Annotated in this window: 21 protein-coding genes; 14 read left to right on the top strand and 7 right to left on the bottom strand. The window is 58.0% G+C overall.

Annotation, left to right across the window (positions count from 1 at the left end; genetic code table 11):
- Positions 1 to 140: 140 nt before the first annotated feature.
- Entirely contained in the window at positions 141 to 1,805 is a 1,665-nt protein-coding gene (gene ettA, locus JOE39_RS15315; protein WP_003399986.1) for an energy-dependent translational throttle protein EttA, read from the top strand.
- A 59-nt stretch (positions 1,806 to 1,864) separates the two neighbouring features.
- On the opposite strand, the gene JOE39_RS15310 is transcribed toward ettA, so the two are convergent.
- The 4 genes from JOE39_RS15310 to JOE39_RS15295 all read right to left on the bottom strand — a co-directional run bounded on the left by JOE39_RS15310 (position 1,865) and on the right by JOE39_RS15295 (position 5,332).
- The gene (locus JOE39_RS15310; protein WP_003340434.1) at positions 1,865 to 2,362 is read right to left on the bottom strand and encodes a GreA/GreB family elongation factor; all 498 of its coding nucleotides are present in this window, start codon (positions 2,360 to 2,362) and stop codon (positions 1,865 to 1,867) included.
- A gap of 74 nt (positions 2,363 to 2,436) precedes the next feature.
- Complete coding sequence (locus JOE39_RS15305) at positions 2,437 to 2,790, bottom strand: hypothetical protein (RefSeq protein WP_029571783.1); 354 nt, start codon at positions 2,788 to 2,790, stop codon at positions 2,437 to 2,439.
- A gap of 134 nt (positions 2,791 to 2,924) precedes the next feature.
- On the bottom strand, positions 2,925 to 4,781 hold the full coding sequence (locus JOE39_RS15300; protein WP_004416069.1) for a DUF4105 domain-containing protein: 1,857 nt from the start codon (positions 4,779 to 4,781) through the stop codon (positions 2,925 to 2,927).
- A 62-nt stretch (positions 4,782 to 4,843) separates the two neighbouring features.
- Complete coding sequence (locus JOE39_RS15295) at positions 4,844 to 5,332, bottom strand: DUF3015 domain-containing protein (protein ID WP_002555221.1); 489 nt, start codon at positions 5,330 to 5,332, stop codon at positions 4,844 to 4,846.
- A gap of 276 nt (positions 5,333 to 5,608) precedes the next feature.
- On the opposite strand from JOE39_RS15295, the gene JOE39_RS15290 reads away from it, so the two are divergent.
- The 5 genes from JOE39_RS15290 to JOE39_RS15270 all read left to right on the top strand — a co-directional run bounded on the left by JOE39_RS15290 (position 5,609) and on the right by JOE39_RS15270 (position 10,339).
- Complete coding sequence (locus tag JOE39_RS15290; protein ID WP_003424634.1) at positions 5,609 to 8,044, top strand: ATP-binding protein; 2,436 nt, start codon at positions 5,609 to 5,611, stop codon at positions 8,042 to 8,044.
- 167 nt (positions 8,045 to 8,211) lie between these two features.
- Positions 8,212 to 8,541 carry a hypothetical protein gene (locus JOE39_RS15285; protein WP_004416072.1) on the top strand — a complete coding sequence of 110 codons (330 nt, stop codon included), beginning with the start codon at positions 8,212 to 8,214 and terminating at the stop codon, positions 8,539 to 8,541.
- A 122-nt stretch (positions 8,542 to 8,663) separates the two neighbouring features.
- The gene (locus JOE39_RS15280) at positions 8,664 to 9,152 is read left to right on the top strand and encodes a TIGR00645 family protein (protein WP_003313787.1); all 489 of its coding nucleotides are present in this window, start codon (positions 8,664 to 8,666) and stop codon (positions 9,150 to 9,152) included.
- Positions 9,153 to 9,260: 108 nt separating this feature from the next.
- The gene (locus JOE39_RS15275) at positions 9,261 to 9,569 is read left to right on the top strand and encodes a DUF6482 family protein (RefSeq protein WP_004411837.1); all 309 of its coding nucleotides are present in this window, start codon (positions 9,261 to 9,263) and stop codon (positions 9,567 to 9,569) included.
- A gap of 152 nt (positions 9,570 to 9,721) precedes the next feature.
- The gene (locus JOE39_RS15270) at positions 9,722 to 10,339 is read left to right on the top strand and encodes an FKBP-type peptidyl-prolyl cis-trans isomerase (protein ID WP_003340445.1); all 618 of its coding nucleotides are present in this window, start codon (positions 9,722 to 9,724) and stop codon (positions 10,337 to 10,339) included.
- A 79-nt stretch (positions 10,340 to 10,418) separates the two neighbouring features.
- On the opposite strand, the gene JOE39_RS15265 is transcribed toward JOE39_RS15270, so the two are convergent.
- Together JOE39_RS15265 and JOE39_RS15260 are read right to left on the bottom strand one after the other, a co-directional pair.
- Positions 10,419 to 10,661: a hypothetical protein gene (locus JOE39_RS15265; RefSeq protein ID WP_002555214.1), complete on the bottom strand. Its 243-nt coding sequence runs from the start codon at positions 10,659 to 10,661 to the stop codon at positions 10,419 to 10,421.
- A 257-nt stretch (positions 10,662 to 10,918) separates the two neighbouring features.
- Positions 10,919 to 12,502, bottom strand: a complete 1,584-nt coding sequence (locus JOE39_RS15260) for a peptide chain release factor 3 (RefSeq protein ID WP_003396266.1) — start codon at positions 12,500 to 12,502, stop codon at positions 10,919 to 10,921.
- Positions 12,503 to 12,846: 344 nt separating this feature from the next.
- On the opposite strand from JOE39_RS15260, the gene JOE39_RS15255 reads away from it, so the two are divergent.
- The 4 genes from JOE39_RS15255 to JOE39_RS15240 are packed head-to-tail and all read left to right on the top strand — an operon-like array spanning position 12,847 to position 16,289.
- Entirely contained in the window at positions 12,847 to 13,560 is a 714-nt protein-coding gene (locus tag JOE39_RS15255; RefSeq protein WP_003340453.1) for an ABC transporter permease, read from the top strand.
- 14 nt (positions 13,561 to 13,574) lie between these two features.
- Positions 13,575 to 14,468, top strand: coding sequence for a glycine betaine ABC transporter substrate-binding protein (locus JOE39_RS15250; protein WP_010418548.1), 894 nt, complete (start codon positions 13,575 to 13,577; stop codon positions 14,466 to 14,468).
- A 13-nt stretch (positions 14,469 to 14,481) separates the two neighbouring features.
- Complete coding sequence (locus JOE39_RS15245; protein WP_003396269.1) at positions 14,482 to 15,135, top strand: ABC transporter permease; 654 nt, start codon at positions 14,482 to 14,484, stop codon at positions 15,133 to 15,135.
- Positions 15,132 to 16,289: an ABC transporter ATP-binding protein gene (locus JOE39_RS15240; RefSeq protein ID WP_003400013.1), complete on the top strand. Its 1,158-nt coding sequence runs from the start codon at positions 15,132 to 15,134 to the stop codon at positions 16,287 to 16,289. Before JOE39_RS15245 ends, JOE39_RS15240 begins: the two co-directional genes overlap by 4 nt.
- A 40-nt stretch (positions 16,290 to 16,329) precedes the next feature.
- Here the strand turns inward: JOE39_RS15240 and JOE39_RS15235 are convergent, their stop codons facing one another.
- Positions 16,330 to 18,810: a M60 family metallopeptidase gene (locus JOE39_RS15235; protein ID WP_210078589.1), complete on the bottom strand. Its 2,481-nt coding sequence runs from the start codon at positions 18,808 to 18,810 to the stop codon at positions 16,330 to 16,332.
- A gap of 468 nt (positions 18,811 to 19,278) precedes the next feature.
- Here JOE39_RS15235 and JOE39_RS15230 point away from each other — a divergent pair, with 468 nt between their 5' ends.
- The 4 genes from JOE39_RS15230 to JOE39_RS15215 all read left to right on the top strand — a co-directional run bounded on the left by JOE39_RS15230 (position 19,279) and on the right by JOE39_RS15215 (position 25,629).
- The gene (locus JOE39_RS15230; RefSeq protein WP_003313775.1) at positions 19,279 to 20,442 is read left to right on the top strand and encodes a type III PLP-dependent enzyme; all 1,164 of its coding nucleotides are present in this window, start codon (positions 19,279 to 19,281) and stop codon (positions 20,440 to 20,442) included.
- 282 nt (positions 20,443 to 20,724) lie between these two features.
- Entirely contained in the window at positions 20,725 to 21,924 is a 1,200-nt protein-coding gene (locus JOE39_RS15225) for an alpha-xenorhabdolysin family binary toxin subunit A (protein ID WP_058444129.1), read from the top strand.
- Positions 21,925 to 21,959: 35 nt separating this feature from the next.
- On the top strand, positions 21,960 to 22,973 hold the full coding sequence (locus tag JOE39_RS15220; RefSeq protein ID WP_198699333.1) for an alpha-xenorhabdolysin family binary toxin subunit B: 1,014 nt from the start codon (positions 21,960 to 21,962) through the stop codon (positions 22,971 to 22,973).
- A gap of 133 nt (positions 22,974 to 23,106) precedes the next feature.
- Positions 23,107 to 25,629: a sulfite reductase flavoprotein subunit alpha gene (locus tag JOE39_RS15215; protein ID WP_210078677.1), complete on the top strand. Its 2,523-nt coding sequence runs from the start codon at positions 23,107 to 23,109 to the stop codon at positions 25,627 to 25,629.
- Positions 25,630 to 25,704 lie beyond the last annotated feature (75 nt).

Below are 25,704 nucleotides of genomic sequence, written 5' to 3'. Positions count from 1 at the left end.
ATATATTTCCAACTGAGTTTATTCAAGGCTCGGAACGGTCTCGCGGCAAGTCTCAAGGACAAATAAAAGCTTTTTTCCGGCCGGAGCTTTAAGCTCGTTACCCAAATCGGTCCTCATTACAGACGCTAGGTTTTCATTTCATGGCTCAATACGTCTACACCATGCATCGGCTGAGCAAAGTTGTGCCGCCGAAGCGTGAAATCCTGAAAAACATCTCTCTGTCTTTCTTTCCCGGTGCCAAGATCGGCGTGCTGGGCCTCAACGGTTCGGGTAAATCCACGCTGTTGAAAATCATGGCGGGTGTCGACACCGAGTTTGATGGCGAAGCGCGTCCGATGCCGGAGCTCAATGTGGGTTATCTGCCGCAGGAGCCACAACTTGATCCGAACAAGACGGTCCGTGAGGTCGTCGAAGAGGCGGTCAGCGTGATCAAGGACGCCCAGGCGCGTCTCGATCAGGTCTACGCCGAATACGCCGAGCCGGACGCTGATTTCGACAAGCTGGCGGCCGAGCAGGCCAAGCTCGAATCCATCCTGCAGGCCAGCGATGGCCATAACCTGGAGCGTCAGCTGGAAGTCGCCGCCGACGCGCTGCGCCTGCCGGCCTGGGATGCGAAGGTTTCGGTCCTTTCCGGTGGCGAAAAGCGCCGCGTCGCGCTGTGCCGCCTGCTGCTCTCCGCACCGGACATGTTGCTTCTCGACGAACCGACCAACCACCTGGATGCCGACTCGGTCGCCTGGCTGGAGCATTTCCTTCACGACTTCCCGGGAACTGTGGTTGCGATCACGCACGACCGTTACTTCCTGGACAACGTGGCTGGCTGGATTCTGGAGCTCGACCGCGGCGCGGGCATTCCTTACGAGGGCAACTATTCCGGCTGGCTTGAAGCCAAGTCGGACCGCCTGGCGCAGGAATCCAAGCAGCAGACCGCTCACGAAAAAGCCATGAAAGACGAGCTGGAATGGGTCCGCAAGGGTGCCAAGGCGCGTCAGTCCAAATCCAAGGCGCGTCTGCAACGCTTCGAAGAGATGCAGTCGCAGGAATTCCAGAAGCGCAGCGAGACCAACGAGATCTATATCCCGGCCGGTCCGCGTCTGGGCGACAAGGTTATCGAGTTCAAGAACGTCACCAAGGGCTATGGCGACCGCGTGCTGATCGACAACCTGTCGTTCTCCATGCCCAAAGGCGCCATCGTTGGCGTGATTGGCGGTAACGGTGCCGGTAAGTCGACATTGTTCCGCATGCTGATGGGCAAGGAACAGCCGGATTCGGGCAGCATCGAAGTCGGTGAAACCGTGCAGCTGGCCTGCGTGGATCAGAGCCGTGATGACCTGGACGGCAGCAAATCGGTGTTCCAGGCAGTGTCCGACGGTTCCGATGTGATCCGTATCGGTAACTATGAGATTCCGTCGCGTACCTACGTCGGTCGCTTCAATTTCAAGGGCGGCGATCAGCAGAAGTTCGTCAAGGACCTGTCCGGTGGTGAGCGGGGTCGTCTGCACCTGGCGCTGACCCTGAAAGAGGGCGGCAATGTGCTGCTGCTCGACGAACCGTCCAACGACCTCGACGTGGAGACCCTGCGTTCACTGGAGGAAGCGCTGCTGGACTTCCCGGGCGCTGCCATTGTGATCTCTCACGATCGGTGGTTCCTTGACCGTGTAGCCACGCACATCCTGGCGTACGAAGACGATTCGCAAGCGATCTTCTTCGAAGGCAACTACACCGAGTATGAAGCCGATCGCAAGAAGCGTCTGGGCGAAGCGGCTGCCCAACCGCACCGTGTGCGTCACAAAAAGCTGGCCTGATCAGCGTTCAGGCAGCGCCGCTCCTTGCAAGGAGCGGCGCTGCCGCTGGTCGGCCTGGCTCACGCGTCAGGTTCGATCAGCAGCACTTCAATCGACTGATCGCCCGCCGGGCGCTGCCACAACACTTCATCGCCTTTCTGCGCACCGATCAGGGCGCGGCCCAGTGGCGACCCCCAATTGATCTGTCCTTTGGCTGCATCGGCCTGATCCTCTCCCACCAGATGCACGCGCTGCTGGTTGTCCTGTTCATCCGCGAACGTTACCCAACTGCCTATCTGCACTTTTTCGGTCGACACGGCCGGTGCGACGACCTGCGCGCTTTGCAGGCGCTGGTTGAAGTAGCGCAGGTCGCGTTCCAGATCGGCCAGTCGCTGCTTGTCTGCCGCTTCGCCCAACGCGGTTTGCGTGCTGTGCTGCGCCTGCAGGCTGCTGACGTGTTTCTTCAACATGGTCAGGCCTTCGGCCGTGACGTAGTTGATCTGTGTACTGACCAGCCGCTCTACCGGTTGCTCGGCTTCGGCGGCAGCGTTGTCTTCGTTTACGAATGCGCGGCTCATGGAATGTCCTCCCTAATAGGCTTTGGGCCACAGCAGGGCATCATTGGTTTCGTCGATTTTCCAGGCTTTGTGGGTCAGTTCGGGCGGTAGGCCTTGGCGGCACTGCGGGTCTTTTCCCGCTCCCAGGCACGGTCACGCTCATTGAAGACCTGGCCGGGATCGAGCCGGTCGCGATTGTCCTGCGAGGTCTCGCACTGACGAAAGCCATCGGTCCAGCCCTGGGCGTAAAGCTTGTCTTTCAAGTAACGGGGCACGTTTTTGCGGAATTGGCCGGTAGTGGCGCCTGCTGCATCCCTGCCGCTGCTGCAGCCGTCCTGATAGCCGTCTGCAAAACCCGGCGGATAACCCTCCGCCAGCATCTGGTCACGGGTGGACTGACAACTCGCCAGCACGATGGCCAGCGACAACAACAGCCAATACCGCTTCATGGTGATTCCCTCTGCTTATGAGAGGAGTCTAGAAGGTAATTTGTGAGTTATTTGTAAAAGCGATGTAGGGAACGTGTAATGGCAGTGTGCTTTTATTTTCGACGCACACTGCCGGCGACTCGCTACTGATCCGGTCAGTAGTGATACCACTTCACCTCAAGCATCACTTCGTTCTGTGGCGAACTCATCTGGCTGAATTCACGCTGGGCGCTCAGGCGCAGGCCGAGGTTGCGGGACAGCTCCCATTGCTGGTTGAGACTGACGCTGCGGCGCACTTCGCCATTGGTGAAATAGTCGCCCTTGGCTTCCAGGCTGAGGTTGCCCAGCGGGTTGCGCCACAGCACGCCCGTGTTGAAGCCTGCAGCGGGGGAGATGAATTCGGCGAAATCGTTATTGTGTTCGACCCGCACGGTGCCCAGTGCGAAGCCGAGCATGTCGTCTGCCAGTTGCCAGGTGCCGCCGCCACCACCGTTGACATGGCTGACGAGGTTTTCGTCGCCGTGCTTGCCGAGAACCCGTTCCAGGCCGCCGGTGACTTGCCATGACCAGGGTTTCAGCAGTTCAGTGCGCGGAGTCAGTGAGCGAATGGTCGCCAGGTCCAGTTGCTGTACCTGCCAGTCATTGCCTTCGTATTGACGCACCTTGAGCTGAAGAATCTCGATCTGCGCACCCAGCGGGAAGCCATAGGCGTTGTCGTTCAGGTCGTGATAGGCCATGCGCAGGCCATATTCGGCAAACGCCTTGTCACTGCGTGTGCCCGCTCCCAACTGCCAGGTGCGTGATTCATGGCCTTCTTCCGGCAGGCCGGGGCGCGGGATGTCCAGTTGTGGCGGCGGGTTCTGGTTGATCGCCTGCAACAGTTCGAAGCTGCGCTGCGAGCGTTGTGTATCGCGCTCAAGGCCGTTGGCGCGGTAGCGTTCCAGACGATACGCGGCGTCCTGAATCAACGCGCGGCGTTCCTTGGGCTGCGCGAGGTACTCGCTGTTCTGCAGTTGCTTCTGGTCGGCGCTGACCTTCAATACCCACTGTTGCTCGTCTGCATCGAGCGGTTCGGCGCGGCTCAGCAGTTCGCGTTCGCGTGACGGGCGATAGTCGATCTTCTCCACCAGCCCGGCGGCCTTGATCGCCTTGACCGTATCGGTCGGGATCGCGGTCAGGCCGAACTGATCGGTAAGCTTCAGGCCCGGGCGGGCGACCTGCAGCAATTCCAGCAGCCGGTACGAGCAGTTTTCGTCGAAGAAGAAATAACTGAAGCGGATCTGTTTCAGCTCCCAGACGTGCTCGACCATGCGCCCGGTTTCTTCCGCAGTCAGGTTCAGCCGGTATTCCCAGAGGTCACGGTTTTCCAGGCTGCGGTATTCCGACAGTTTTTCCTGATACGGCACTAGCGCAAACAATCCAGGATAGCCGCCTGCCAGACCTTTCCACGCGTACAGAATGCTGTTGTCCATGCCTTCGATGTAGGCACCGAAGTTGATCGCGTAGCTCAGTAAGGTGGTGTTGTTGGTTTTCGCGCTGGCCGGATCGATGCGCAGCAGCGTATGGCCAAACATCGACGAGGGGCTATTGAGGTAAGCGGCCGGGAAAATCAGCACCGTGCTGTCCGGGGCCACATCCTTGTACCAGGCCTTGAATTCCTTGCAGTCCGGGGTCGGCAGGCCCGTCAGGTGCAACTGGTCACGCAGCCAGCGGGTGCGTGCCGGGTACACGCACTGGGCGTGGGTCTGTTCGTTACTGACGGGTGCGTAAATAGCGTCGAGTGTTGCGCTCAGCTCCGCCTGCGGGTCGTGTGCACCGTTGGCGGCGAGAAAGAATTTCGGGTCTGTGACATAGCTGCGCCAGCCACCGAGCTTGCCGGCTTCGTAGTGACCCAGAGAAATCCAGAACGGTTCATTGGCCAATTGCTGCAAACGTTCAGCGCTGGCATGAGGTGCCGCGGACAAAAAAGGGGCACAGACGAACAGCGCCAGCGAAACAAGACGTTTGAGCATAGAGGGCAACTAGTCAGAAAAGGGAATCCCGCCCTTTGCGAACAAAGGGCGGGCGAACGACTTTAAGCCTGGGTAGCGTACTTGGCCAGAGTCGGATCGTTTTTCAGAACATTGACGGTGTTGGTGTGGACGTCTTCGGCAGTGGCGTCGGCCTTGCTGAAGATTTGCGAGAAGTGCTCGTGAGTGACGGCGGCGAAGTGCTCGCGGTCTTCTGGTGCAACGCCCAGTACCACAGCGTAGGTCGTCAGTGCTTCGCCCTGACCCATGGCCATGTCCTTGGAGAGTTCATCCATCATGCCGTTCATGGCAAGCCAGGATTTACCGCCATAGGTCAGTGCGCCGTTGGTGGAGCAGCCGTTGGTGCCGGAGGTCATGCCGAAGGTGGCGTTACCTGAAGTACCGTTGGTGGTCGAAGCCAGGAAGTGAGCTGGAGTACCGCGTTGACCTTCAAACAGCATGTTGCCCCAACCGCAGTCAGGACCGCCTGGTGCTTGAGCCATAGCGTTGATCGATACAGCGGCGAAGAGCGTTCCAAGAAGAATCCGTTTCATAGCTTTTTCTCTTTTTAGTTCAGCCAAGGGTCGAGTTTCTTGAGTCGTTACATCAAGACAGGCGGCCAACCAACAACCACCCGTGCAGTTTGGAGTTTAGGCACGTTCCAAGGGTTCCGTCATCGATTACAGATTATTGCTTGAAAACGGCTTTTTTAAGGACGTGGCTCATGGCAGCACCCACGCAAATGCTTTTCGGCTCTTTCCTGCCTTGCAAGTCGTGTACAGCGAGCGCCAGAATGCCGACATCTGCCCCGCCTGATGTAAGGATTACTGATGCCCGATTCTGTCGCAGCCAACCTACGCCTGGCGCCCAACGCGCTGACCCGTCCGTTTTCCGCTGAGCAGTTCAGCTTTGCGACCACCCATGAGCTCGAACCTTTTCGCGGTGTCCTTGGCCAGGAGAGAGCCGTAGAGGCCCTGCAGTTCGGCGTTGCCATGCCGCGCCCCGGTTACAACGTATTTGTCATGGGCGAGCCCGGCACCGGGCGCTTTTCGTTCGTCAAACGCTACCTCAAGGCCGAAGGCAAGCGGATGCAGACGCCGTCGGACTGGGTCTACGTCAACAATTTCGACGAGCCCCGCGAGCCCAAGGCACTGGAGCTGCCTCCAGGCACAGCTCATGAGTTCACCGCCGACATCGGCGGCCTGATCGACAACCTGCTGGTGACCTTCCCGGCGGTTTTCGAGCACCCGTCTTACCAGCAGAAGAAAAGCTCGATCGACCGTGCGTTCAATCAGCGTTACGACCGCGCTCTGGACGTTATCGAGCGCCTGTCACTGGAAAAGGACATCGCGCTGTATCGCGACAGTTCCAACATCGCGTTCACGCCGATGGCCGATGGCAAGGCGCTGGACGAGGCCGAGTTTTCGCAACTGCCCGAAGCGGATCGCGAGCGCTTCCACGAAGATATCTCCGCGCTCGAGGAGCGTCTCAACGAAGAGCTGGCCAGCCTGCCGCAGTGGAAGCGCGAGTCCAACAATCAGCTGCGTCAGTTGAATGAAGAAACCATCACCCTGACCCTGCAACCCTTGCTGGCACCTCTCTCGGAAAAATACGCCGAGAACGCTGCGGTCTGCGCCTACCTGCAGGCCATGCAGGTGTACCTGCTCAAGACTCTGGTCGAGCAGTTGGTCGATGACGCGAAGACCGACGCCCAGGCGCGCAAGCTGCTGGAAGAGCAGTACAGCCCGAGTCTGGTGGTCGGGAATACTCGTGATGGCGGTGCGCCGGTGGTTTTCGAACAGCACCCCACCTATGACAACCTGTTCGGGCGCATCGAATACAGCACCGATCAGGGCGCGCTGTACACCACGTATCGGCAACTGCGCCCCGGCGCGCTGCATCGCGCCAACGGCGGTTTCCTGATTCTGGAAGCCGAGAAGATGCTGGGCGAGCCGTTCGTCTGGGATGCGCTCAAGCGTACCCTGCAATCGCGCAAGCTGAAGATGGAGTCGCCGTTGGGCGAGCTTGGCCGCGTTGCCACCGTGAGCCTTACGCCGCAGGTGATCCCGTGGAACGTCAAAATCATCATCATCGGTTCGCGTTCGCTGTACTACACCCTGCAAGACCTTGATCCTGACTTCCAGGAGATGTTCCGGGTGCTGGTCGACTTCGATGAAGAGATTCCGATGGTCGACGAAACGCTCGAGCAATTCGCTCAGTTGCTCAAGACCCGGACCTCGGAAGAGGGCATGGCGCCTTTGACCGCCGACGCAGTGGCGCGGCTGGCGACTTACAGCGCCCGATTGGCCGAGCATCAGGGGCGTTTGTCGGCGCGTATCGGCGACCTGTTCCAGTTGGTCAGCGAGGCCGATTTCATCCGCCAGCTGGCCAACGACGACAAGACCGACGCCGGGCATATCGAGCGTGCGCTCAAGGCCAAGGCCACCCGTACCGGGCGGGTTTCGGCGCGGATTCTCGATGACATGATGGCTGGCGTGATCCTGATCGATACTGACGGCGCGGCAGTCGGCAAGTGCAACGGCCTGACGGTTCTGGAGGTCGGCGACTCGGCCTTCGGCGTGCCCGCGCGCATTTCCGCCACGGTTTACCCGGGCGGCAGCGGGATCGTCGACATTGAGCGCGAGGTCAACCTTGGCCAGCCGATTCACTCCAAGGGCGTGATGATTCTTACCGGCTACCTCGGCAGTCGTTATGCCCAGGAATTCCCGCTGGCGATTTCCGCGAGCATCGCGCTCGAGCAGTCCTATGGTTACGTGGACGGCGACAGTGCGTCGCTGGGCGAGGTCTGCACGCTGATCTCGGCGCTGTCACGCACGCCACTCAAGCAGTGCTTCGCGATTACCGGTTCTATCAACCAGTTTGGCGAAGTTCAGGCGGTGGGCGGGGTCAATGAAAAGATCGAGGGCTTCTTCCGCCTCTGCGAAGCCCGTGGGCTGACAGGCGAGCAGGGCGCGATCATTCCGCAGGCCAACGTCACCACGCTGATGCTGGACGAGCGTGTAGTGCAGGCTGTACGTGCCGGGCAATTCCACATCTACGCGGTGCGTCAGGCCGATGAGGCGCTGAGCCTGCTGGTTGGCGAACCCGCCGGTGCGCCTGACGAGCATGGTGAGTTCCCTGAGGGCAGCGTCAATGCACGCGTAGTGGAGCGTCTGCGCGATATCGCAGAGATGCTCAGCGACGAAGACCTCAAGGAAGAGCTGGAAAAGGAGCCTGCGCAGTTGCAGCCTGAACTCAAGGTCTGACAGCGCAGGCGCCGGGCGGTGAGGGCCGCCCGGTGCTCCGTTCATCAGGGATAGTTTCTCGCGGGGTGGTTTTCTTCTAGTCTTGAGGTGATCGCAGTGGCCAAGGAGATTGGCGTGCATCCTGCTAAACGAGAAGGATGAATACTGTTGCTGATCAGGAGCGCATCATGCAGCGTAGCCTTTGCCTTACCCGAGAATGCATGGGGCTGATGACCCGTATCGAGTGTGTCATCCGGCCTCTGCGCAGTGACAGCGGACAGTGGATGGTGCTCTTCGCGGCCGGAATGGCTGCAGAACAGCCTTCCGCAATCAAGTCCCAGGGGCCTTTCAGAGGCTTGCCCGAAGCGCAATCGGTGCTCACCAGCGTTATCGAAAGCCTGTCGTTGCATGGTTATCAATGTGCCGATGACGTACCCATCTGGGCCCTGCATGTCCAGGCTGAACTGCGCCGTATCGATAGCGACAGGATGGTCTGTCAAAGCTCGTCGCTGTTCTAGGCTTGAATCAGCTTCCTCAGCAGCGCGCTAACGTCCGCTGTGCGTTATTTTGTCGCACGCTCAGAGCGGCGCATTACCGCTGATATACTCGCCCGCTCCTTTAAAACACCTTGCGAGTATCAATGGAACGTTTTTTTGAAAATGCCATGTACGCATCGCGCTGGCTGCTGGCGCCGATCTATTTCGGCCTGTCCCTTGGCCTGTTGGCGTTGTGTCTGAAGTTTTTCCAGGAAATCTTTCACGTCATTCCCAACATCTTCTCGCTGGCCGAAGCAGACCTGATTCTGGTGCTGCTCTCGCTGATCGACATGGCGCTGGTCGGTGGCTTGCTGGTGATGGTGATGATCTCCGGCTACGAGAACTTCGTGTCGCAGCTGGACATCGACGAGGACAAGGAAAAGCTCAACTGGCTGGGCACGATGGATTCGTCTTCGCTGAAGATGAAAGTTGCAGCATCGATTGTGGCGATTTCTTCCATCCACCTGTTGCGAGTGTTCATGGATGCCACCAACATCAAGCCCGAATACCTGATGTGGTACGTGATTATCCACATGACATTCGTGATATCGGCGTTTGCGATGGGCTATCTGGACAAGGTCACCAAGCACTGAGACAACGCTGAATGACAGGGGCGGGCATTATCGTTTCTGGCATGTCGGCGCTGTGTGTTGTAAAACGTCCGTTCCGATGCATCAGGCGTTTGCGCAGGAGGTTCGATCATGAATTATCAGGAATTTATCGGCCACGCCCAGGCCGGGCGGGTCGATGAGCTGAACCTGATCTCCATCGAAGGCGGCATCTATCTACTGGATGTGCGCATGAATGGCACTTCGGTGATGCTCAAGGACCCAGCGGGCAAGACCCTGCATCTTCGCTCGGTAGAGCACGCCCGGGACTTGCTCAAGGACATACCGGTGGTGCCTTTTTACCTGGTCCATTGCGTGGTCCATGACGAGCTGTGCGGCATGCCGGTTAATGACCGCTCTGAAATGCGCCTGCCGATCTCGTTTCATTCTTCATGGTCCTGATCGCCAACTGCGGATTGCTGCTGCGGTAGGGGCTGCAGCGGCAATTGTGCTAGGCTGCTCGGCCTTTTGGTTCGGGGCGCATCAGCGTATAGCGTGATTGCCGTTCAGGTTTTGCGTGATACCGACTGCGTGCCCCTCTACGGAGCAGTGTCATGTCCGAAGTCAATCTGTCCACCGACGAAACCCGCGTCAGCTACGGCATTGGCCGTCAGTTGGGCGATCAGTTGCGCGACAACCCGCCACCGGGCGTCGATCTGGAAGCCATCGTGGCAGGCCTGCGCGATGCGTTTGGCGGTCAGCCAAGCCGTGTCGGTCAGGAAGAAATGTCCGCCAGCTTCAAGGTCATCCGCGAAATCATGCAGGCTGAAGCAGCCGCCAAGGCTGAGCAGGCCGCAGGCGCCGGCAAGGCCTACCTGGCTGAAAACGCCAAGCGCGAAGGCGTGACCACGCTGGCTTCGGGTCTGCAATTCGAAGTCGTGACCGCTGGCACTGGCCCTAAGCCAACCCGTGAAGATCAGGTACGCGTTCACTACCACGGCACGTTGATCGACGGTAACGTCTTCGACAGTTCCTACGATCGTGGCGAGCCGGCCGAATTTCCGGTCAGCGGCGTGATTGCTGGCTGGACCGAGGCGCTGCAACTGATGAACGCCGGCAGCAAATGGCGTCTGCACGTGCCGAGCGAGCTGGCTTACGGCGCTCAGGGCGTAGGCAGCATCGCACCGCACAGCGTGCTGGTGTTTGATGTGGAACTGCTGGACGTTCTGTAAGCGACCCGGTCGATGCAGATAGTCGCTGAACGGATCGCGCCGATTCGTTCAGCGACGCAGTTGTGCTGATGCTTCATGCTCAGTGCAACTCACCCATGGGGCGCAACGCCCGCGCGTAGCAGAACAGAAACAGGTTTCTCACCAGCTCCTTGAGCACCAATGGCTCGCTGGAACTCAAACTGCACACATCCAGATCGCCCTGATCGCGTAACTCCTCCAGCGCTTCCTCTTCCAGTACGGCACACACTTCCCCCGTCTCGCGATGGAGAATTCTCAGGTAAGGGTGGGGTCTGTCCAGCCATGCATCGATCAAATAGGTCATGTCTCATCTCCTGTGCAAGTCAGATGAGAATAATTCCTATCGGGATAATAGCAAGGCTCTATTGAGATTAATTCTCATTTTGCGCTGAATGGTTGATCCAGATCAGCGAATGCCGGTCGAGCGAGGACGCGGAGCGTCCAGAACGGCGTGCCGACGCGGAGCATCGGCACGATAGTTAGAAAACTATCGTTCCTCATGCTCCAGCGTGGGAGTGCCGTTCGTGACGCTCTGCGTCACACAGCGATGCCATCAGCCGGTCAGTGGTGCTCGCGGGTGGCGCGGAATTTCACGTCGGGCCAGCGTTCTTCCATCAGCGCCAGGTTCACGCGGGTAGGGGCGAGGTAGGTCAGGTGACCGCCGCCGTCCACTGCGAGGTTTTCCACCGCCTTGTTCTCAAACTCTTCGAGCTTCTTCTTGTCGTCGCAGTCGATCCAGCGGGCTGACCACACAGTGATTGGCTCGTAGGCGCATTCAACCTTGTATTCTTCCTTGAGACGGCTGGCGACCACATCGAACTGCAGCACACCGACGGCGCCGAGGATGATGTCGTTGCTGCGCTGCGGGAAGAACACCTGCGTGGCGCCTTCTTCGGCCAGCTGTTGCAGACCCTGACGCAGTTGCTTGGACTTGAGCGGGTCCTTCAGGCGTACGCGACGGAACAGCTCTGGTGCGAAGTGCGGAATACCGGTGAACCCCAGGGCTTCGCCTTCGGTGAAGGTATCGCCGATTTGGATGGTGCCGTGGTTGTGCAAGCCGATGATGTCGCCGGCGTAGGCTTCTTCTAGCTGCTCGCGTTCCGATGAGAAGAACGTCAGCGCGTCGCCGATCCGTACGTCCTTGCCCAGGCGCACATGGCGCATCTTCATGCCCTTGTCGTAACGGCCCGAGCAGATACGCATGAAAGCGATGCGGTCGCGGTGCTTGGGGTCCATGTTCGCCTGGATCTTGAACACGAAGCCGCTGAATTTCTCTTCCGCCGGCTCGACGGTGCGCTCGTTGGCCACACGTGCCAGCGGCTTGGGCGCCCAGTTCACCACGGCATCGAGTACATGATCGACGCCGAAGTTGCCCAGCGCGGTACCGAAGAACACCGGGGTCAGCTGACCGTCGATGAATTCCTGCTGGTTGAATTCGTGGCAGGCACCCTGTACCAGCTCCAATTGCTCGACGAAGCGCTCGTATTCATCGCCCAAGTGGGCGCGGGCTTCGTCCGAATCGAGCTTCTCGATGATTTTGGTTTCGGTGCGCTCGTGGCCGTGACCCGCGGTGTAGACAATGATGTAGTCATCGGCCAGGTGGTAGACACCCTTGAAGTCCCGGTAGCAACCGATCGGCCAGGTGATCGGTGCCGCCTTGATCTTGAGGACCGCTTCGATTTCATCGAGCAGCTCGATCGGGTCGCGGATATCACGGTCGAGCTTGTTGATGAAACTGACAATAGGCGTGTCACGCAGACGGCAGACATCCATCAGCGCGATGGTGCGCGGCTCGACGCCTTTACCGCCGTCGAGGACCATCAAAGCCGAGTCGACCGCTGTCAGGGTGCGATAGGTGTCTTCGGAGAAGTCTTCGTGGCCCGGGGTGTCGAGCAGGTTGATCATGTGGTCGCGATACGGAAACTGCATCACGGACGTGGTAATGGAGATACCACGCTGTTTCTCCATTTCCATCCAGTCGGAGGTGGCGTGACGGTCGGATTTACGCGACTTGACCGTACCGGCGACGGAAATGGCCTTGCCCATCAGCAGGAGTTTTTCCGTGATGGTGGTTTTACCCGCATCCGGGTGGGAAATAATGGCGAAAGTGCGGCGTTTCGCGACTTCGGCGGCCTGTTGGGTCATGGGAAATCGCCTGGGATGGGATTGAAAAAGGGCGCAGATTATAGCTCAACTCGCGGCAATAACCGAACCGTTCAGACAATAAACGATGGCCAGATAATGTCTCGTGTGGGAACCTTTCAGGTCGTGGAGACGTCCACTCCCCCGTCAAGGCTCGCAACGAAGCCAACGCAAGGGGCTGATTCATCAGCATGTTGGTTTGACGAAGCTGCGCTTATGGCTTGTGTTTTCGCCGAGGTTAAACCCTTACCGGCGACCCACCCGCTGCTCTTCGCGAACGTCATTGCCGGCGTCCTCCCCGGACGTCCAGGTCAACGCGTTCGCCGACTGAAATAAGGAGTCCGCCTGTGGCAAATCGCTATGGCAAGGGGCTATTGGGAGGTGCGGTTGCGATCGCACTCCTGGCCCTGCTGATCCACTGGATCGGCGTTAGTACTATCAAGCAATACCAGGATGACCTGCTGTTCTATCTTCAGGCTCATCTGATTCTGGTTGTGGTTTCAATGTTGGCGGCCCTGGTGGTCGGCATCCCTGCGGGCATTGCCCTCAGCCGACCGAGTATGGTTGGACGCGCCGAACGCTTCATGCAGATATTCAATATTGGCAACACCGTTCCTCCTCTCGCCGTTCTGGCCATTGCCCTCGGGATTCTCGGGATCGGCAGCGGGCCGGCGATCTTCGCGCTGTTTCTCGCCTCGCTGTTGCCGATCGTGCGTAACACCTACGAAGGCCTGAAAAACGTACAGGGTTCACTCAAGGAAGCTGCCGTCGGTATTGGCATGACTCCGCGCCAGGTGCTGTGGCGTGTCGAGTTGCCCAACGCTGTACCGATCATCATCGGTGGCGTGCGGGTCGCACTGGCGATCAATGTCGGGACCGCGCCGCTGGCGTTTCTCATCGGTGCCAATAGCCTTGGCAGTCTGATTTTCCCGGGCATTGCGTTGAACAACCAACCGCAATTGGTGCTGGGTGCGGCGTGTACCGCTCTGCTGGCGCTGCTGCTCGATGGTCTGGTGATACTGGCCAGTCGTCTTTGGCTGGAACGCGGACTGGCTCGCTGAGCGAAGGAAATCTCATGAAAAGAATATGCTTGTTTTTAGGCTTTGCCTTGCTGTTTCCGGCATTGGCCCAAGCTGCAGAAAAGCCGCTGTTGCGTGTCGGCGCACGGGTGTTCACCGAACAGACCATCCTCGCTGAACTGACCGCACAATACCTGCGGACCAAGAACTACGACGTGCAAATCACTGGCGGCCTGGGCAGCAACCTGGCGCGCAGCGCACAGGAAAGTGGTCAGCTGGATCTGTTGTGGGAATACACCGGTGTGTCGCTGGTGTCCTACAACCACATCGACGAAAAACTCGACAGCGCCCAGACCTATGCGCGGGTCAAGGAAGTCGATGCAAAGAAAGGCCTGATCTGGCTTTCGCCGTCGAAGTTCAACAACACCTATGCGCTGGCGCTGCCGCAGAAGATTGCTGACAAGTACCCGCAGGTCAACACCATGTCCGACCTGGCCAAGGTGTTCAAAGACGAAGCCAAAGAAGGGCATCTGGTCGCGCTGGACACCGAGTTTGCCAACCGGTCCGACGGCCTGGTCGGCATGGTCAAGCATTACGACATGAATCTGGGGCGTGAAAACACTCGGCAGATGGACTCGGGCTTGGTGTACACCGCGCTGCAGAACGGTCAGGTGTTCGCAGGGCTTGTCTACACCACAGATGGTCGCCTGAACGCGTTCAAGCTCAAAGTGCTACAAGACGACAAGCACTACTTCCCGGACTACACCGCGGCGCCGGTGATTCGTCAGGAATATCTGGATAAGCATCCGGACATCGAGACGTCGCTCAAGCCGCTGGCTGATCTGCTGGACAACCAGACCATGATCGACCTCAACGCTCGTGTCGACGTCGGCCATGAAAGCCCATCCGCGGTTGCTGCAGATTTTCTGCGTCAGCACCCATTGAATTAAGGAAGGAGACGATATGAGTTTCTTGAGCGCCTTCTCCCATCTGGACTGGGCACAGGTCCTGCACCTGACCTGGCAGCACATTACGCTGGTTGGCATCGCCGTGACCCTGGCGATTGTCGTCGGTGTGCCGTTGGGCGTGTTGATGACGCGTTTTCCAGTGCTGGCGGGCCCTTTGCAGGCCAGCGCCACGGTGTTGCTGACCGTGCCGTCGATTGCCCTGTTCGGCCTGCTGCTGCCGTTCTACTCCAAGTTCGGCCAGGGCCTTGGCCCGATGCCGGCGATTACCGCGGTGTTCCTTTACTCGCTGCTGCCGATTATGCGTAACACCTATCTGGCCCTCACAGGCGTAGAACCGGGTATCCGCGAAGCCGCCAAAGGCATCGGCATGACCTTCGGCCAGCGTCTGCGCATGGTCGAGCTGCCTATCGCAGTGCCTGTGATCCTCGCCGGTGTGCGCACCGCCGTGGTGATGAATATCGGTGTCATGACCATCGCCGCGACCATCGGTGCCGGTGGTCTGGGTGTACTCATTCTTGCTTCTATCAGCCGCAGCGATATGTCGATGCTGATCGTCGGCGCGGTACTGGTCAGCATTCTGGCCATTATCGCCGACCTTCTCCTGCAATGGCTGCAACGCACGCTGACTCCAAAAGGATTACTGAAATGATCGAACTCCAGAACCTCTCCAAGACTTTCCAGAGCAACGGCAAAGAAGTGAAGGCTGTCGATTCGGTCAGCCTCACGGTCAACGAAGGCGAAATCTGCGTCTTCCTCGGCCCGTCGGGCTGCGGCAAGAGCACTACGTTGAAAATGATCAACCGCCTGATCATGCCAACCTCCGGCAAAGTGCTGATCAATGGCGAAGACACCACTGGTCTTGACGAAGTGACCCTGCGTCGCAACATCGGCTACGTGATTCAGCAGATCGGTCTGTTCCCAAACATGACCATCGAAGAGAACATCGTGGTCGTGCCCAAGCTGCTCGGTTGGGACAAGCAGCGTTGCCATGACCGTGCTCGCGAACTGATGAGCATGATCAAACTGGAGCCCAAGCAGTACCTGCATCGTTACCCGCGTGAACTGTCCGGCGGCCAGCAACAGCGTATCGGCGTGATCCGTGCCCTGGCAGCCGACGCACCTCTGCTGTTGATGGACGAACCGTTCGGTGCGGTCGACCCGATCAACCGCGAGATGATCCAGAACGAGTTCTTCGAGATGCAGCGCGCGCTGAACAAGACCGTGATCATGGTCAGCCACGACATCGACGAAGCCATCAAGCTGGGCGACAAAATCGCTATCTTCCGTGGCGGCAAACTGCTGCAGATCGATCACCCGGACACCTTGCTCGCTCATCCGGCTGACGACTTCGTCAGCAGCTTCGTCGGCCAGGACAGCACCCTCAAGCGTCTGCTGCTGGTCAAGGCCGAAGATGCAGCCGACAACGCGCCGTCGGTCAGCCCGGAAACTCCGGTTGCCGACGCACTGGAAGTGATGGACGAAAACGACCGTCGCTATATCGTTGTCACCGACAGCGAGAACAAGGCAATGGGCTATGTGCGTCGTCGTGACCTGCACCGTCAGCAGGGCACGTGCGCGCAGTTCCTGCGTGAATTCAACGCCACTGCTGCTTACGACGAACATTTGCGCATCCTGCTGTCGCGCATGTACGAGTTCAACCGTGCCTGGCTGCCGGTGCTGGATGCCGAGAACGTGTTCCTGGGTGAAGTGACGCAAGAGTCCATTGCGGCTTATCTGAGCTCGGGCCGTTCGCGTGGCATGAAGACCAGTATTGTTTCGCCAGCCGAGCAAGTGGCTTCCTGACCGGCTGCGTTGCCGCCAGCGTCATGGCTGGCGGCAATGTTCACACTTGGAACTTCTCCAGGCCACATTGAGTGGCGTCGCTTTCCTGCAATGCAGACGCCGTCATGGCGTCTGCAGCATCGCTCTCATACAACGTTGTCACGACCCCCTGATACTCGACGATCACTTTACAGTGGTCATTACCCCCGAACTTCTTGTTGCTGGTCCAGACCCGGTTGGACACACTTGAATAGTAGGCGTTGCCTTGGGTGATCTCGGAGGCATAGAGGTCGTTGACGAAAAGCTTGTAGTTATGCTTTTTGAACGTGTCGCCCTCGAAATACACCTCCAGCAGGTCATCTGTTCTGACGACCTTCGCGACGGTCAGTCGTAACAACAGGCTCTGGGCAATGGCCAGATAAGAACGGTACGCTGCCCGGTTTGTCACGCTGATGAGCGGGTTGCCGTTGACGGTCATGTACAGGGCATCAACGCTTGCCTGATCGACACCTGCTACCAGTCGGGTCATCGTAGAGTCCGTGAAGAGCTGGCGGATAGGCAGGGCGATTTTTGCCTGCTCGACGTTGCCGGAGAACAGGGTATAAGTTTTCCCGATGCCTCCAGCTGCCGTGATGGTCACCTCTTGATGGCCTACGCCGCCGGGGCGTATCCAGGTGTTATCGATGAGTTCGGAGCCGTTGGGGTAGCCTTTTTCAAGCGTCGCATAAGGAGGGGCTCCGAAGATAATCGTATAATCATGACTCTTGAAAGCCTCACCCTCGAACGTCACCTGGACAAGTCCTGCACTGACGATCACGCTTCTTATAGTTTTTTGCAGGAGTAACCGTTGTGCACGGTTCAATAGGCGACCGTGCAGTTCATCGGTCCGGTCTTCATCCAGATTGGAGAAAAGAACGTCAAGCCTTGGCTGGGTAATGCCGGGGCTGAGCTCAGTGCAACGGTCATCGGTAAACAATGCCTTGATATTGAACAGCAGGATGGGGCGTGATGCCGTACTGGCCACAGCGTATAGCTTGCCCCCAGCAACCACCTTGACCGACGCTTCGTCCCCTTCGGAGATGGGTGTGCTGGCTTCCACGTAGGCGATGCCTTCTTCGATACGCGCTTCACAACCCACGCATTCGCCATTGTCTACCCACGCCACTAACGCTCCGTTGAGCGTTATCTCGTAACGGTATGGCGTGTACCATTGCTCGGCAACGGTAAACTTTATCCGGTCTTGAAAGGTACCGTGCACGCTGGACAGGATATGCGCAAGCTGCGGGATATAAGTCAGCAATGGCAGATCGATTGGGATCGTCGTCTCAGCGTCATTTTCCCAAATGGCCAGTGTCAATGCGGGCAGGTCGGCGATCTGGTTGAGGGTTGCAGGGGTTGGGTACAATCCCCAGCGATCAAAGAATTCCGCCAGGTTGAGATGGCTCAGCAGCGAGGTTTCGACGATGAAGCGCTGCGCTTTATCGTCGTTGACGGTGGGCGGGTTGTTCATGAGCCGATAGCGCTGGTGCAATTGCGGGTAAAACGAAGTACCGAAGCTAAGACGCAATTGCCAGAGCATCACGAGTTTTTGCATGACGTCTTTGATGTCTTCATATTCGCGCACTGTGCCGAGCAGGTATTGTTTTACGGCCGTGTACCTGGAGTCGATGTTATGGGCACGCCCGCAAAAAAACTCCTGGGTCGCCATCGAGTAGAGATTGACCGTCACTTCTGTCATTCCAGTGCCGCTGCCCCATGTCATGGGGGCGAGTTGCCGTTGATGACCGCTTTCGTGCCAAGGCCCCCAACCGTCGTCAGAGAGGGTTGACAGTAATTGGGCCAGGGGAGTCGCCCCGTTAAACCCCATATGGCCGTTTTTAGCAAACATGTAACCCTTATCGGCCTCTACATAAAAATGTTTGCTGGGGTCCAGCGACCATTCTTCAGTGCCGTACTGTTCGACGCCCGAAATCCGGTCCTGAGCCTCGATGGCCTTGTCGTAACGGGCCATCAATTCCTCTGGATTGGACAGATAGTTCCGAGCGCTGTTGTACCGCACCACGATGATGGCCCTGGGGCTGGTCAGCAGCACGACGGGCGCATTGCTGTATTGCGCCATCTGCTGTTCCCATTCCAGGTTGGTCATGTCCATTCTGAAAAACGGCACATGGTTGTACTGTCCTGCTATATCCAGAATCACGTGACCGAGCGGGTCCAGATTGGTAAAGCCCAGCAGGCCTGTGTTGGTAGCGACAAGGACGTTCAGGCCACGCTTCAGCGGGTACGGGGTGGGTGTATCCAGTTCGGGCACCCCGATCACTGCAGACACCAGATTCATGTACAGACTGGTTGCGGTTATTTCCAGCCGATCGCCTTTCGTTACATAAATGTTAGTCGGCTGAAAGTTGGTGTGTGCCCAGGCACGGGCGTGACGTTGGCGATGGCTTTCGGCAGAGCCGAAGCCGAAGGCTTGCCATCGGGTTTCTGCTTGAACTGCACTGGGCGCAACGGCGCTGGCGGCGTGGGGGTGTCGGTCATCCATGATCGTTACCTGAATGGGCGGTCTGAGCTATTTATTGAGCGCGCGTCCTCTGCATCCGTCTACTGACAGAACTGACAGGCTGACTCGCTTTGCCTGGCGTTGAAAAGTTGATGGCCTGGAGCGCTGCGAAAAGGCAATGGCGACGGAGGTGGGGAACATCTGCCTGTCATGCAGGTCGGTTAAACAGGTCTTTGGGAAGGCAACTCAAAAGCCCTGTGCAAAAACGCGACATTTTTTGTTGATATCCGGCCCCTCAGGTCCTAAAGTTCGCGCCGAACGTCCATGCTGGAAACGATCCATCCGGCTCAAGTACTGACGACGAGACAGCAAGGCCAGGAAGGCAGCCCTTCAGGGCCTTTTTGCTTTCGGCGACATGCCTTGGGAAGTAGGCGAACCAAAGTGGGGATACGGAGGGCGTTCATTTGTACCCATTGACCAATACCGTTTGCCAATAGGAGTTCCAGCAGCATGCCGATCAATGTCGAAGACTACTACTCAGCCGAAACCTTCAAGAAAATGAAGGCGTTCGCTGACAAGCAAGAAACCCCGTTCGTGGTCATTGATACTGACATCATCAGCAAGGCATATGACGACCTGCGTGCGGGCTTCGAATTCGCCAAGGTTTATTATGCGGTCAAGGCCAACCCTGCCGTTGAAGTCATCAATCTGCTCAAGGAAAAGGGTTCGAGCTTCGACATCGCGTCGATCTACGAGCTGGACAAGGTCCTGAGCTGTGGTGTCGGCCCGGAGCGTATGAGCTACGGCAACACCATCAAGAAATCCAAGGACATTCGTTACTTCTACGAGAAGGGCGTGCGTCTGTTCGCCACCGACTCCGAAGCCGACCTGCGTAACATTGCCAAGGCGGCACCGGGCTCGAAAGTCTACGTGCGCATCCTGACCGAAGGTTCGACCACGGCCGACTGGCCTCTGTCGCGCAAATTCGGCTGCCAGACCGACATGGCCATGGACCTGCTGATTCTTGCCCGCGACCTGGGTCTTGTGCCTTACGGCATCTCGTTCCACGTCGGCTCGCAGCAGCGTGACATCAGCGTCTGGGACGCTGCCATTGCCAAGGTCAAAGTGATCTTCGAGCGTCTGAAAGAAGAAGACGGCATCGTTCTCAAGCTGATCAACATGGGTGGCGGCTTCCCGGCCAACTACATCACCCGCACCAACAGCCTGGAAACCTACGCCGAAGAGATCATCCGCTTCCTGAAGGAAGACTTCGGTGATGACCTGCCGGAAATCATTCTCGAGCCGGGCCGTTCGTTGATCTCCAACGCCGGCATCCTGGTCAGCGAAGTGGTACTGGTTGCCCGCAAGTCGCGTACCGCGGTCGAGCGTTGGGTATACACCGACGTGGGCAAGTTCTCCGGTCTGATCGAAACCATGGACGAAGCCATCAAGTTTCCGATCTGGACCGAGAAGAAAGGCGAAATGGAAGAGGTGGTCATCGCCGGTCCTACCTGCGACAGCGCCGACATCATGTACGAAAACTACAAGTACGGCCTGCCACTCAACCTGGCCATCGGTGATCGTATGTACTGGTTGTCCACCGGCGCCTACACCACCAGCTACAGCGCAGTGGAATTCAATGGCTTCCCGCCGCTGAAGTCGTTCTACCTGTAATTTCCTCGCGGCAAAAAAAACCCATGAAAATGGGTTTTTTTTTGCCCGTAAAAAATAATTATATAAGTCTCGGTGCGCTGAAACGTGCAGTAAGTGAGGGGCGTGTTATTAAACGTTTGCGGGGTAATATAATAGACCCAGCAGTGTGTGTTGCTTATTCCTACAGGTGTTGTCCGTTCCGCTCACTGTGTGAAGTCGATACCCTTTGTTAATTTCCAATGACCTTGAAGCACCGATTTATAGTCGGCGCAAAACAGGCTCTACATAATAAGGAAATTAATCATGGTTACGACCGTTGAACCGCAATTTACGGACGGCGAAGCACACAGCGTCGAAGAAGTCAGTCGTGTCAGCAAGGACTTGATGGATACCCTGACCAGTCGGGGCGCAGAGGTGGCGCGTGCCCCGGGCTTGTTGATTACCAACGAAGATGTTCGCCGCATCAGGCGTTATGTCAATACGGGCCTGGAACTGCCGACCACACTGGACGAAGTCAGCCAGCTGACAGGGGGGCAGGACAACGGCATTCCCGGCCTTGGGGCAGAAGCGATCGTCGAGCTGTACCTCGGTATTCAAGCCCATGCCAAGAGCTGGTCGGCGATTGAAACCGCCATGCAGAAAGTCGGCAGCGACCTGTACGTTTTCTCGGGCAATCTGATCGCCATCGCAACGGATGTGGTGGATTTCATCAAAGGACTCGATTCCTACCAGACCCTGCAAGTGGGGGACCTGACGCCGTCGCAGATTGATGCAATGCCCCCCGTTGCACTGATGGACCAGGACAGCAAGAAACTGCCCGGGCTGTTGTCGCTGGTCGATGAACTCAAGGTACATATCAAGGACCATAGTGCCAGCACCACGCGAACCCGAGTCGGGGTGACCGATTTCAAGCGTCGTCTAAAAGACGAGATAGCGCCCGGCGTGGCGTTGAAAATAAGGTTGGCCGGCTCCGGCGACACTGATGACGAAATTGCCCGGCTCACTGCGGACGTCGATCAGCTCAACGGACGCATCAATCATAAACTTGCCGAGTACGAAGAGTACTGCGAATACAAGTGGATCGGTTTCTGGTGGGGACTTGTCGGCGGGGCTGTTTCCCTGTCCATCTTTGGCCCGAAGGCATCGAAGGCTCTCGATGAAAAAGATCGTCTGATTGAAGAAAAACGCCAGATAGAGAAGAAGATAAAACAATCCAACGCGTTGTTGAGCGACTTGCTGGCCTTCGAAACCAGTCTGCAGGATTTGAAAGCCAGAGTCGACGGGGCGGCCAGTAGCGTCAGTAATATAGAGAGCCTGTGGGTATTGCTGGAAGAGCTGGTCGACGCCTCCTACGATCGTATTAAAAATACCAATAATGCCTTGTACCTGGTCAGTTTCGTTTCCCGCTTCCAAACCCTCATGAGCAATTGGAGGGAGATTCAGGTCCAGGCCTTCGATCTGTTGACCGCTTTTAACAATGCACTGGACGAACCCGTTGCGTGAGTGTTGCCCACCTTAACGTTAAAGAGAATGCTGTTATGAATGTTCATGTACTTGCTACGCCCGCTCAACTGCCCACACCTGATATGGAAATCATTATTGCCAGTCGTGAAAAACTCAAGCGCGAGGCCGATAGGCTGGGTGATATTTATTTACCGGTCATGAACGAGGCCTTGCACAGCCTGCTCAGTGAGGTCGGTCATGTCGACAAGGAGGCACTGGATACACTGACGCTTGTTCCGCATATGTACAACAGCGAAGAGATGCTGCCTTTTCTTGAGGCTGTCGAGAAGTTGAGAGGTGATCCTGAAGACGCTAAAAGCAGCGCTGCAATCGCTGACTTCAACGAGGAGATCAGCCTGCTGCTGGATACAAGGGAGGCCTCTTTGAGCAGCCAGGCCAAGGCGCTGGACAGGGCGCTCATCAATCTGGAGGCTGTGCGGGTCGATGGCGTAGAGCACCTGACGCCTGCCCTTGAGCAGGAAATCGCTGTACTGGAGGCCAGGCTGGAAACTGAGCATGCGCGTCTGACGGAAGTTGTACGGCAGGCCGCAGCGGTCAACGATCTCATTAGAGATGTCGAAAGCCTCAGCTTTTTCGACAAGTTAAAGCCGCTGGTCGCTTCTCTGGAGAGGCTGGCGGATGTCGATCCCCTGAATCCGTTGATCGGCTCCGTTAAAGCGGGTATCGCCGGTGTTTCCAATATTCTCGATCTGCTGGATGCGGCCGTCGACTATGGTCATCTGATCGCTCTGAGGGAACGACTTCAGACGCAGATGACAGGACTGCAGGAAACGACTGACGCGACTCGCGCAGCGCTGGAAACCGAAGTGAGCAAACGCGGCCAGCTCTCGGGGCTCGCCTCGGTCGAGGTCTGCAAGACCGACTACGTTCGCGAGATGAGTAAATTGCTCGAAGCGTTGAAACGTGTACTGGCCAGCAGCCGCCTGCCTGAAACCGCAGTGATCGAGAAGCGCGTCGAGCACTTCAGCCGTCAGGCGGATGCGCTAAACAACTATCTGATCGATTTGCGCAGAAGCTGGCGCAGTTGATCAGCCGGCATCATCCCGCCTGCCATGCCTGGCGGGGTTTTGGTTTGGGGCAAAAGACACGTTACAGATAGACAGGTCATGGCCGTCAGTGCATTAATTGCGCCGCGAAATATGAGTGAGAGTGGCGAGCGTGCTGAAGAAAGTCCTGTTTCAGTTGCACTGGTTCTTCGGGATCACGGCAGGTCTGGTGTTGACCCTCATGGGGATGACCGGTGCGCTGTATTCGTTCGAGGACGAAATTCTCGACGCGCTGAATCCGGATGTGCTGTTGGTCGAGCCGCGCGGTGCCACGCTGCCACCTGTTGAACTGGTGCGCAGGCTGGAGGCCGCGACCGGCCTGACGGTCGCTATCCTGCGCGTCGAAACCACCGGCAATCGTGCCGCCCAGGTATTTTTCACGCCCAAAACGGGTGAGCGTCGAGGCCCCAAACGCAATTTCGACCCCTACACGGGTGAGCTGAAATGCAATGCGGTAGGGGAGGGGTTTTTCGACTTTGTCCTGAAGCTGCACCGTTATCTGGCCATGGGCGAGGCGGGAAAGCAGGTTACGGCGGCGTGTACGCTGATTCTGGTGTTCTTTTGCCTGTCCGGGCTTTACCTGCGCTGGCCTCGCGCAGCGCGGAACTGGCGGGTCTGGCTGACGGTTGACTGGGCGAAGAAAGGCCGCAGTTTCAACTGGGACCTGCATTCGATCTTCGGCACCTGGTGCCTGTTGTTCTACCTGCTGTTCGCCCTAACGGGACTCACCTGGTCGTATGACTGGGTGAGCAACGGCCTGAATAAACTGATCGGGGATTCGCCGCTCGAGGAAGGCGTCGCTGCGCCACCCAAGGCTGCGGGAAGGTTACCGTTGGCGGTCGATTATGTGGCGGTCTGGGACAGTATCCAGAAGGCTGCAGGGCCGGACTTGCTGGCTTATAACCTGCGCCTGCCTGCTGCGGGCGGTCAACCTGCCACCGTGTTTTACCTGCTCAAGGATTCTCCGCACCCGCGTGCGCTGAACACCATCACTCTTGATCCGGCCAATGGTCAGGTCAGCTCGGTCGTACGCTATGCCGAACGCAGTTTCGGTGCGCAACTGCTGGCCAGCAATTACGCGCTGCACGTCGGCAGCTACTTCGGGCTCGTCGGTCGAGTCATCATGACCGGCGCATCGTTGCTGATGCCGCTGTTCTTCATTACCGGCTGGTTGCTGTACCTGGATCGACGCCGCAAGAAGCGTGATATCGAGCGTGCACGCGGCGAGGTTCAGGGTGATGACCTCGACGATGACGGATCCTGGCTGGTCTGTTTCGCCAGTCAAAGCGGCTTCGCGGAACAATTGGCCTGGCAGACCGCTGGCCAGTTGCAGGCCTCAGGATTGTCGGTGCGCGTGAAGCGGCTGGGCGATCTGAGCGAAGACGAGTTATGCCGAAGTCACAATGCCTTGTTCGTCGTCAGTACCTTTGGTGACGGAGAGGCCCCAGACAGTGCCCGACGTTTCGAGCGCAAGCTGCTGGGCAGTCCGCTTTCACTGGACCAGCTCGATTATGCCGTTCTGGCGCTGGGCGACCGGCAGTACCCACATTTTTGCGGCTTTGCCCATCGTTTGCACGGCTGGTTGACCGAGCGGGGCGGGCGCAGCCTGTTCCCGCTTGTTGAAGTAGACAGCGCCGATCCGGCAGCCCTGCAACACTGGCAACAGCAATTGGCGCAGTTGACCGGTTGCGTGCCAGCGGCACACTGGCAGACACCGGTTTTCGATAACTGGACACTGGCCCGGCGCGTGCTATTGAACGCTGGCAGCAGTGGTTCGAAGGTTTACCTGCTGGACCTGACGCCGCCAACCTCTGCGCACTGGCAGGCGGGGGATCTGGTCGAGGTGATGCCGCGCCACACGCTGCGGGTCATCGAGCCGTTTCTGGCCGGGCTGGGTGTCGATCCGGGCGCATGGGTAAGCGTGGATGGCTTGCAGGAGCCGCTCGCGCAGGCCTTGGAAAGCCGACAGTTACCGCACAGCCGTTCGCATCTGGTGGGGCTGCATGCGCAGGCGTTGATCGATGCGCTGGTGCCAGTCTCTGTACGCGAATATTCGATTGCCTCAATTGCGCAGGACGGCTGCCTGCAGCTTATCGTGCGTCAGGAAGTGCATGCCGACGGTAGCCTGGGGCTGGGCTCGGGATGGCTTACCGAGCATTGTGCCGTTGGCGGTGCCGTCAGCCTGCGTGTGCGCCGCAACAGCAGCTTTCATCTGCCTGCCGAGCCGCTGCCATTGATCCTGCTGGGCAATGGCACCGGGCTGGCCGGTTTGCGTAGCCTGCTCAAGGCGCGTATCGCTCAAGGGCAGGCGCGCAACTGGTTGTTGTTCGGCGAACGTAACCGGGCGCATGACTTCCATTGCAGCGCCCAATTGCAGGGTTGGCTGCAGGCTGGTCATCTGACGCGCCTGGACCTGGCCTTTTCCCGCGATCAGGCAGAAAAAATCTACGTGCAGGATCGCTTGCGCGAAGCGGCCGATGAACTGCGTGTGTGGCTCGATGAGGGGGCAGCGATTTACATCTGTGGGAGCTTGCTGGGTATGGCGGCGGGCGTGGATCAGGTGTTGGACGAGGTACTGGGGGAACAGGCAGTCAGCGAACTGATCGAGGAAGGGCGTTATCGGCGGGACGTGTATTGACTAGCGAAGATCGGACGCAGAGCGTCCAGAACTGCGTGCCCACGCTGTAGCGTGGGCACGATAGTCTTGTAGCTT

The sequence above is a fragment of the Pseudomonas sp. PvP100 genome (assembly GCF_017833055.1).
GTDB classification, from domain to species: domain Bacteria; phylum Pseudomonadota; class Gammaproteobacteria; order Pseudomonadales; family Pseudomonadaceae; genus Aquipseudomonas; species Aquipseudomonas syringae.
Note: the sequence above shows the minus strand (reverse complement) of the source record. Positions and strands in the feature narration are given on the sequence as shown.

Excerpts from the sequence above, each read along its gene's own strand:
- JOE39_RS15225 (WP_058444129.1), top strand. The coding sequence starts at position 20,725 with ATGGTTACGACCGTTGAACCGCAATTTACGGACGGCGAAGCACACAGC.
- JOE39_RS15310 (WP_003340434.1), bottom strand. The coding sequence starts at position 2,362 with ATGAGCCGCGCATTCGTAAACGAAGACAACGCTGCCGCCGAAGCCGAG.
- JOE39_RS15245 (WP_003396269.1), top strand. The coding sequence starts at position 14,482 with ATGAGTTTCTTGAGCGCCTTCTCCCATCTGGACTGGGCACAGGTCCTG.
- JOE39_RS15280 (WP_003313787.1), top strand. The coding sequence starts at position 8,664 with ATGGAACGTTTTTTTGAAAATGCCATGTACGCATCGCGCTGGCTGCTG.
- JOE39_RS15300 (WP_004416069.1), bottom strand. The coding sequence starts at position 4,781 with ATGCTCAAACGTCTTGTTTCGCTGGCGCTGTTCGTCTGTGCCCCTTTT.
- JOE39_RS15235 (WP_210078589.1), bottom strand. The coding sequence starts at position 18,810 with ATGGATGACCGACACCCCCACGCCGCCAGCGCCGTTGCGCCCAGTGCA.
- JOE39_RS15285 (WP_004416072.1), top strand. The coding sequence starts at position 8,212 with ATGCAGCGTAGCCTTTGCCTTACCCGAGAATGCATGGGGCTGATGACC.
- JOE39_RS15240 (WP_003400013.1), top strand. The coding sequence starts at position 15,132 with ATGATCGAACTCCAGAACCTCTCCAAGACTTTCCAGAGCAACGGCAAA.
- JOE39_RS15220 (WP_198699333.1), top strand. The coding sequence starts at position 21,960 with ATGAATGTTCATGTACTTGCTACGCCCGCTCAACTGCCCACACCTGAT.
- JOE39_RS15275 (WP_004411837.1), top strand. The coding sequence starts at position 9,261 with ATGAATTATCAGGAATTTATCGGCCACGCCCAGGCCGGGCGGGTCGAT.
- JOE39_RS15295 (WP_002555221.1), bottom strand. The coding sequence starts at position 5,332 with ATGAAACGGATTCTTCTTGGAACGCTCTTCGCCGCTGTATCGATCAAC.
- JOE39_RS15250 (WP_010418548.1), top strand. The coding sequence starts at position 13,575 with ATGAAAAGAATATGCTTGTTTTTAGGCTTTGCCTTGCTGTTTCCGGCA.
- JOE39_RS15230 (WP_003313775.1), top strand. The coding sequence starts at position 19,279 with ATGCCGATCAATGTCGAAGACTACTACTCAGCCGAAACCTTCAAGAAA.
- ettA (WP_003399986.1), top strand. The coding sequence starts at position 141 with ATGGCTCAATACGTCTACACCATGCATCGGCTGAGCAAAGTTGTGCCG.
- JOE39_RS15305 (WP_029571783.1), bottom strand. The coding sequence starts at position 2,790 with ATGAAGCGGTATTGGCTGTTGTTGTCGCTGGCCATCGTGCTGGCGAGT.
- JOE39_RS15265 (WP_002555214.1), bottom strand. The coding sequence starts at position 10,661 with ATGACCTATTTGATCGATGCATGGCTGGACAGACCCCACCCTTACCTG.
- JOE39_RS15260 (WP_003396266.1), bottom strand. The coding sequence starts at position 12,502 with ATGACCCAACAGGCCGCCGAAGTCGCGAAACGCCGCACTTTCGCCATT.
- JOE39_RS15270 (WP_003340445.1), top strand. The coding sequence starts at position 9,722 with ATGTCCGAAGTCAATCTGTCCACCGACGAAACCCGCGTCAGCTACGGC.
- JOE39_RS15290 (WP_003424634.1), top strand. The coding sequence starts at position 5,609 with ATGCCCGATTCTGTCGCAGCCAACCTACGCCTGGCGCCCAACGCGCTG.